Source organism: Sphingopyxis sp. RIFCSPHIGHO2_12_FULL_65_19, assembly GCF_001830555.1.
Lineage (GTDB): Bacteria > Pseudomonadota > Alphaproteobacteria > Sphingomonadales > Sphingomonadaceae > Sphingopyxis.
Map to the genome: position 1 here is coordinate 21,086 of NZ_MIAM01000066.1, position 7,567 is coordinate 28,652.

A 7,567-nucleotide genomic window follows, 5' to 3' on the forward strand; every position below is an offset into this window, starting at 1 on the left:
CAGGATTTCGCGACGACGCTCGACGCCGAAGCCAAGGGTCAGTTCATCGCAGGCGGCACTGCCGACGCGATGGAAGGCATCATGGCGTTCCAGCAGAAGCGCAAAACCGAGTTCAAGGGGAAGTAAGCCCAGCCAACCTACATCGTCACCCCGGCGAAGGCCGGGGTCTCACAGTCGAGATCCCGGCCTTCGCCGGGATGACGAACTGCCGACGAAATCTACTCCGCCGCTTCCTCGACCATCACCTTCTTGTAGATGCTGTTCTTCGGATAACCGCAGATCCGCATCACCATCGGCTCGAAAAACTCGATGGTCTCGCTGTCATAATCGGGGTCGAACGCCGGCGCGTCATATTTTTCGCAAAATTCGGCGCACGCCGCATAATAAGGGCTGTCCTTGAACTGGTCGCGCATGTCGCGGTCGAGCCCGAGATAGTGGAAGAAATAATGGCCCTGGAAGATCCCGTGATGCTGGACGATCCACAGATTTTCTTCTGACAGGAAGGGTTTGAGGATCGCCGCCGCGACGTCGGGGTGATTGAACGCGCCCAGCGTGTCGCCGATGTCGTGGAGCAGCGCCATCACGACATATTCCTCGTCGCGACCATCGCGGTGCGCGCGCGTTGCGGTTTGCAGGCAATGCTCCAGTCGGTCGACCGGAAAGCCGCCATAATCGCCGCCCAGCAGCTTGAGGTGATCGAGGATGCGCTTGCCATTCTGCGGCGCGAATTCCTTTTGCTCGCGCGCGATAATGTCCCAGTCGTCCTGCGTCCCTTCGATCATCGACCGGAAAGTCGCATGGTCGTGCGTCATCTCGTTCATGGCAGCCTCTCCTATTTTGAGGCGCAGCCTATCTTATTCGTTGTTATTTGCAACGTTATAGGCCTTGACCTCCGCCTGCGTCAGGCAGCGCCGCGTCGATTTGTCGTCGGCGTTCGCCAGCGCCTTCTGCTGATACATGACCTCGGTCAACAGCTTGCGCGACACGCCCATGCGGATCAGGAAATCATTGTCCTCGCTGGCAAGCAATGCCGCATCCTGTTCGATGTCGCCGATCAGCTCGCGCGTCGCGTCGGTGCCCATCGCGACGCTCATGTCGATCGACTGGCGATCGCCGGTGCGCGTGAACATATGGACGATGAACAGCCCACCCGGATCGACGATGCGCGGCTGGCCGCCCATGAAGACGAAATTGCACGCGCTGAAACACGCCCAGCCCGCGGGAATGCGGGTCACCAACCCGAAGTTCGAACGGATAACGCGCCCCGCGGCATTGCCCGCGCGCGCATCGCCACCCGGCGAACGCAGCCAGACCTCGCTAACGTCGGGATTGGCGGCGAGCGCGGCGTTCAGCCGGTCGGGCAGTCCGGCGTCGATCCGCCCCTCGGCCAGCAGCACCTTGCCGCCCTTCTTTGCCACCGGCGTCAGCTTCATCATCGTGTTGGCCGACCAGTCGGGGGTCAGCGGACAGGTCGGGTTGGCGGGGTCCATCGCCGGCGTCGCCGCGCCGGTCAGGCAGGCGAGCAGTCCGGCCGCCGCCGCCGCCCGAACGAGTTTATGCGGCAAGGACATAGCGCGCCTGCCCCGGCCCCTTGCACATTCGTTTCGATACGCGCGTTTCTTCGCCCTCGACGATGATGATGTCGGTGACGTTCATGCACTGGGTTCCGTCGGCCAGTTCGTTCTTCGCTGCGACCGTCGACGACCCGCTGACATTGGCGCGCGTTCCGCTGGTCCAATTTGCGGTGGCGCCGACCTCTTCCCCACGCGTCGCCTCTTCGGTTGCGGCCGCGGCCTGCACCTGTTCGGCCGGGTCGAGGCGGCAGGCGATCGCATCGGTGAGCGTCCCGCTCACTTCACCGATCGGAACATAGGAATAGACGCCGGCCTTGCTCGCCGCGTCGCCGACCGCGTCGTTGATGACATTGCCCAGGATGTTGCGGCCGATGCTGTTGCCCTTCTTGCCCTTGGGACAGCCGCCATTATCGTCCTCGCTCGGTTTCGGTGCCGGGGTCGTCACCTTGCGAAGCAGGCTTCCGAACTGGGCCTGTGCCGGTGCCACCGCGAGCAGGCAGGCCGCCATGACGGCCGGAGCAGCCAATAGTTTACGCATCATCGCAATCACCCTTGCCGCGCCCGAAACCGGGCAACCATGCGACCTTTATAGGCGCGGTTCATGCCATCCGCTGTGATTTTCATCAACCTTGCAACATTTGTCATCCAGACAGGTTGAATTAACGCTGAATATGTCACAGTAACGCCGCCATGCTCTCGCAGAAAACCCGCTATACGATCCGCGCGTTCCAGCATCTTGCCGACCATTGGGGCAAGGGGCAGGTCCAGCTGGCGGATATTGCGGAGGCGCAGAATATCCCGCCCAAATTCCTGACCGTGATCCTGTCCGAAATGGCCCGCGAGGGGCTGTTGATCTCGCAGCGCGGGCGCGACGGCGGCTACCAGCTTGCCCTTTCCCCCATCGACATCAGCTATGGCGACCTGGTCCGCCTGACGCGCGGCTCGCTGGCGCTCGTCCCCTGCGCCGCGCGCAACGCCCACGAACATTGCAAGAATTGCCTGCCCGAAGCGGAATGCCGGATGCGCAGCCTGATGCTGAAAGTCCGCGACGACACCGCGGCGATCCTCGACCGCATCACCCTTGCCGATCCGATCAAGATGGAGCCGTTGTTCGATAAGGAAGAGGCGGCCGGATAGCGGCGCTGCAGCGCGGTTTGATGGACGTTTTGGACCGGAAGTGAATGCTCTGGCCTGTCCTGCCCCGTTCGCATCGAGCGAAGTCGAGATGCCCCTCGGCGTCGCGCTATTTCGATATGTGTCTCGACTTCGCTCGACGCGAACGGTCAGAGAGGTTCTCCGACCAGCGACCGATTGCGGACGTCTGGAAATTGAGTAATGATCAGCTCCTGTGACAGACTTTTGGCCTTTGGAACTGGCAGCCCTTGAGGCGATCGGGACAGAGTCTGCCGAATGGGCAGCGATTGTCGATCAGCTTTCTATCCACGGCAAGGTGCGTTCAAGGGACAATACAGGTGGCGGGATCTTCGTGGAGATAGATCCGGGACTCGGTGGTACTGACATTGTCCGGAAACGTCAGGCATCTCAGAAAGATGTGTGGCTCAGCGTCGAGCGGCTGGATTACGGCCTTGGGATTATCCTTCACCTGGAGGGTGATGGCATAGCAGTCCTAGAGGGATATGCGGTCGGTCTAGAGGACACGTCAAAGATCGATTTTGAGCGCGCCCGCTTCGCAGTCACTAACGAGCCCGGACCGCTAGCAACGAACGACAGCTAACCACCCCAAAACCGCCATGGCAGATCCTCGACCAAACGAGCGCGAGCAACAAAAAAGGCCCGCTTTCGCGGGCCTTTTGTAATGGTGGAGCCTAGCGGGATCGAACCGCTGACCTCCTGCATGCCATGCAGGCGCTCTCCCAGCTGAGCTAAGGCCCCGTACCATTTCGCCGTGCCGCCATCGCCAATCTTCTTGGCTGCCTGCGACCGGGACGCCGCCTTTAGCAGCGCCGCCGCGCGATGCAAGGGGCCAAATCATCTTTCGATGCTTTTTTGCCCCCTGCGGGAAGGATCAGCTTTCGTCGTCCTCGTCGTCGCCTGTCGCGACGCCCAGATCGTCGTCGCCGCCCAGGTCAACGTCGTTATCGGGCGAATCGCTATCCTCGTCGACATCGACGTCCAGGTCCAGATCCTCGTCGGCGACGACCTCTTCCTTGGCGACCTTGCCGGGCTTTTCGGCTTCCTCGAACGGCATCGGCTGTTTCGATTTCAGCACCGATTCCGGAATCCAACTATAGCCGCAATTGATGCAGCTGATCGGATCATCCTTCGTCAAATCATAGAATCGGGTTGCGCATTTCGGGCAGCTACGCTTCGTGCCCCATTCAGCCTTGATCATATATGCCTCGTAACCCTTTGGAAACAGGATAAGAATATCGGAAGAGCAACGGATGGTGAATAGCTATCCGTCAAATCGGCGTGCGCCTTGCCAGATTGCAGGGCCGCTGTCAAAAGCCGCACGCCATGACCGAACAAACCGCCACCCCGCGCAGCTTTTCCTCCTCCGTTCCGCTGAAAGGTGGGATCGCGATTCCGGGAGACAAGAGCATATCGCACCGCTCGCTGATGCTCTCCGCGCTGGCGATCGGAGAAAGCCGCGTTACCGGGCTGCTCGAAGGGCATGACGTGCTCGCGACCGCTGCGGCGATGCGCGCGATGGGCGCGTCGATCGAACGGCGCGACGACGGCGAATGGCGCATCCACGGCGTCGGCGTCGGCGGCTTGCTCCAGCCACGCGAAGCGCTCGAAATGGGGAACAGCGGCACCTCGACCCGCCTGCTCATGGGCCTTGTCGCGAGCCACCCGATCACCGCGACCTTCGTGGGCGACGCCAGCCTGTCGGGCCGCCCGATGGGCCGCGTCATCGACCCGCTGTCGCAAATGGGCGCCGACATTTCGGCTTCGCCGGGCGGCCGCTTGCCGCTGATGGTGCGCGGCCTTGCCCCGGCCATTCCCCTTTCCTACCGGCTGCCGATGGCGTCGGCGCAGGTCAAGAGCGCGGTGCTGCTCGCCGGCCTCAACACCCCCGGCATCACCGAAGTGATCGAACCCGTCCCGACCCGCGACCATAGCGAAAGGATGCTCCGCGGCTTCGGTGCCGATCTGACGGTCGAGACCGACCGCGATGGCACCCGCCACATCCGCCTCGTCGGCGAGGCCGAATTGCAGCCGCAGACGATTGTCGTCCCCGGCGATCCGTCGTCAGCGGCCTTCTTCATCGTCGCCGCGCTGATCGTGCCGCGGTCCGATGTGACCATCGCCAACGTCGGCCTGAACCCCACGCGCGCGGGCCTGGTCGATGTGCTGCGGCAGATGGGCGGCGACATCGAACTGCAAAACGCGCGCGAAGTCGGCGGCGAGCCGGTCGCCGACCTGCGCGTCCGCCATAGCGCGCTCACGGGCATCGCCGTCGATCCGGCCGTCGCGCCGAGCATGATCGACGAGTTCCCGATCCTGTTCGTCGCCGCCGCGCTGGCGGAGGGCCGCACGACGACGACCGGCCTCGACGAGCTGCGCGTGAAGGAAAGCGACCGCCTGGCGGTGATGGCAACCGGCCTCGCGGCCATCGGGGCGCGGGTCGCGGAGAGCGAGGACGGACTGGTCATCGACGGCACCGGCGGCGACCCGCTGCCCGGCGGCGCAACCATCGCGGGACACCTCGACCACCGCATCTGCATGAGCTTCGCGGTCGCCGGGCTCGTCAGCCGCGCGCCGGTGACGATCGACGACATCGCCCCCGTCGCAACGAGCTTTCCCAATTTCGAGGCGCTGCTCGCCGGGCTGCAGCAATGATCATCGCCGTCGATGGCCCCACCGCGTCGGGCAAGGGGACGATTGCGAAGGCGCTCGGCGCGCACTTCGGCCTGCCGGTGCTTGACACCGGACTGCTCTATCGCGCCGTCGGCTATCAGACACAGCTGAACCATGGCGATGCCGACAAGGCAGCAGATGCGCTCGCCGCCTGCGATTTCCCGGACAGCCTGCTCGACGACCCGGCGCTGCGCTATGAAACGACCGGCGGCCTCGCCAGCCGGGTGTCGGTCCACCCCGCGGTGCGCAAGGCGCTGTTCCAGCGGCAGGTCGATTTCGCCAACCAGCCGGGCGGCGCGGTGCTCGACGGGCGCGACATCGGCACCGTCATCGCGCCGCACGCCGATGCCAAGCTGTTCGTCACCGCCAGCCCCGACGAACGCGCCCGCCGCCGCCATGCCGAGATGCGCGGGCGCGGCGTCGACGTCAGCGTCGATGCGGTGCTCGCCGACGTTCACGCCCGCGACGCGCGCGACACCGGCCGCGCCGATGCGCCGCTGCTCCGCGCACCCGATGCGATGCTGCTCGACACGAGCGGCCTCGACCGCGACGCCGCCCTCGCCGCCGCGATCGCCTTTGTCGAAGAACGCGCCAAGGGCCGCGGCTGAGGCGGCTTTCCGCCTTGCTTTTGCAGGGCGTGCGGACTATAGGCGCGCCGTCCGACGGGCTTTTGGCCGGTCGAGGCACGGACGAACCGCCGCTCTGACTCGAGCGTCGGGCGTGACGGGACATACCCGCCGCGCCCATTTTGCTTTGCCCGTGCCTTGTCCAGCATAGCGTCCGGAGGATGTCCCGTTTCGCATCCGGCGGACAGGACGGATCGGCCACAAGACCAGCGGAACCAACCGCTTGGCCGGAACAATGAAGTAAGGATTATCTCTATGGCCTCAACGGCTTTTCCGACGCGCGACGATTTCGCCGCGATGCTCGACGAATCGCTGGGTGGTGCTGATGGCGGCTTTGAAGGCCGCGTCGTCAAGGGCACCGTGACCGCGATCGAAAACGACCTGGCAGTGATCGACATTGGTTTGAAGAGCGAAGGCCGCGTGCCGCTTCGCGAATTCGCCATGCCGGGCCAGAAGGCCGACATCAACGTCGGTGACGAAGTCGAAGTTTATGTCGACCGCGTCGAAAATGCCAATGGCGAAACCATGCTGTCGCGCGACCGTGCTCGCCGCGAAGCCGCCTGGGACCGCCTGGAAGAAGAATTCAACAAGGAAGCCCGCGTCGAAGGCGTCATCTTTGGCCGCGTCAAGGGCGGCTTCACCGTCGACCTTGGCGGCGCCGTGGCGTTCCTTCCGGGTTCGCAGGTCGATATCCGCCCCGTGCGCGACGTCGGCCCGCTCATGGACCTGCCGCAGCCGTTCCAGATCCTCAAGATGGATCGCCGCCGCGGCAACATCGTCGTGTCGCGCCGCGCCATCCTCGAAGAAACGCGCGCAGAACAGCGTTCGGGCCTGATCCAGAACCTGGAAGAAGGTCAGATCATCGAAGGCGCGGTCAAGAACATCACCGATTATGGTGCGTTCGTCGATCTCGGCGGCATCGACGGCCTGCTGCATGTCACCGACATGAGCTACAAGCGCGTCAACCATCCGAGCGAAGTCATCAACATCGGTGACAACGTCAAGGTGCAGATCATCCGCATCAACCGCGACACCCAGCGCATCAGCCTGGGCATGAAGCAGCTGGAAAGCGATCCCTGGGAAGGCGTCGCCGCCAAATACCCGGTCGGGGCGAAGCTGTCGGGCACCGTCACGAACATCACCGACTATGGTGCGTTCGTCGAACTGGAACCCGGTATCGAAGGCCTGGTCCACGTCAGCGAAATGTCGTGGGTCAAGAAGAACGTCCACCCCGGCAAGATCGTTTCGACCAGCCAGGAAGTCGATGTCATCGTCCTCGAAGTCGACAGCGACAAGCGCCGCATCTCGCTGGGCCTGAAGCAGGCTCAGTCGAACCCCTGGGGCGCGTTTGCGGAAACGCATCCGATCGGCTCGGTCGTCGAAGGCGAAGTCAAGAACGCGACCGAATTCGGTCTGTTCGTCGGCCTGCCGGGCGACGTGGACGGCATGGTTCATATGTCGGACATCGCATGGGGCATCTCGGGCGAAGAAGCGCTGCACCTCCACCGCAAGGGCGAGGCCGTGCAGGTCGTCGTTCTCGAC

At 63.7% G+C, this 7,567-nt stretch carries 9 protein-coding genes and 1 tRNA gene; 5 read left to right on the plus strand and 5 right to left on the minus strand.

The features are described from left to right. Positions 1 to 218: 218 nt before the first annotated feature. From A3E77_RS18395 to A3E77_RS18405, 3 genes are read right to left on the minus strand one after another with little or no spacing between them, the layout of a single operon-like run. Complete coding sequence (locus A3E77_RS18395; RefSeq protein ID WP_293648778.1) at positions 219 to 821, minus strand: HD domain-containing protein; 603 nt, start codon at positions 819 to 821, stop codon at positions 219 to 221. 33 nt (positions 822 to 854) lie between these two features. Then, the gene (locus tag A3E77_RS18400; protein ID WP_293648781.1) at positions 855 to 1,571 is read right to left on the minus strand and encodes a COG3904 family protein; all 717 of its coding nucleotides are present in this window, start codon (positions 1,569 to 1,571) and stop codon (positions 855 to 857) included. Then, complete coding sequence (locus A3E77_RS18405) at positions 1,555 to 2,112, minus strand: hypothetical protein (protein ID WP_293648784.1); 558 nt, start codon at positions 2,110 to 2,112, stop codon at positions 1,555 to 1,557. The genes A3E77_RS18400 and A3E77_RS18405 overlap by 17 nt, the downstream gene beginning before the upstream one ends. A gap of 152 nt (positions 2,113 to 2,264) precedes the next feature. Here A3E77_RS18405 and A3E77_RS18410 point away from each other — a divergent pair, with 152 nt between their 5' ends. Both A3E77_RS18410 and A3E77_RS18415 read left to right on the plus strand, forming a co-directional pair. Beyond that, positions 2,265 to 2,711, plus strand: coding sequence for an RrF2 family transcriptional regulator (locus A3E77_RS18410; protein WP_293648787.1), 447 nt, complete (start codon positions 2,265 to 2,267; stop codon positions 2,709 to 2,711). 211 nt (positions 2,712 to 2,922) lie between these two features. Then, positions 2,923 to 3,309, plus strand: a complete 387-nt coding sequence (locus tag A3E77_RS18415) for a hypothetical protein (RefSeq protein ID WP_293648791.1) — start codon at positions 2,923 to 2,925, stop codon at positions 3,307 to 3,309. A gap of 82 nt (positions 3,310 to 3,391) precedes the next feature. Here the strand turns inward: A3E77_RS18415 and A3E77_RS18420 are convergent. After that, positions 3,392 to 3,467: transfer RNA gene (locus A3E77_RS18420), tRNA-Ala, on the minus strand. 133 nt (positions 3,468 to 3,600) lie between these two features. Next, positions 3,601 to 3,927 (minus strand): TIGR02300 family protein, encoded by a 327-nt coding sequence (locus tag A3E77_RS18425; RefSeq protein ID WP_293648794.1) that lies wholly within the window; start codon positions 3,925 to 3,927, stop codon positions 3,601 to 3,603. Between the two features lie 125 nt (positions 3,928 to 4,052). Here A3E77_RS18425 and aroA point away from each other — a divergent pair, with 125 nt between their 5' ends. The 3 genes from aroA to A3E77_RS18440 all read left to right on the plus strand — a co-directional run. After that, a complete protein-coding gene (aroA, locus tag A3E77_RS18430) occupies positions 4,053 to 5,381 on the plus strand; it encodes a 3-phosphoshikimate 1-carboxyvinyltransferase (protein ID WP_293648797.1) in 1,329 nt (442 codons plus the stop codon). Further along, on the plus strand, positions 5,378 to 6,007 hold the full coding sequence (locus tag A3E77_RS18435; RefSeq protein ID WP_293648800.1) for a (d)CMP kinase: 630 nt from the start codon (positions 5,378 to 5,380) through the stop codon (positions 6,005 to 6,007). The genes aroA and A3E77_RS18435 overlap by 4 nt, the downstream gene beginning before the upstream one ends. A 273-nt stretch (positions 6,008 to 6,280) precedes the next feature. Continuing rightward, the coding region (locus tag A3E77_RS18440) for a 30S ribosomal protein S1 (protein ID WP_293648803.1) at positions 6,281 to 7,567 on the plus strand (1,287 nt) is incomplete at its 3' end.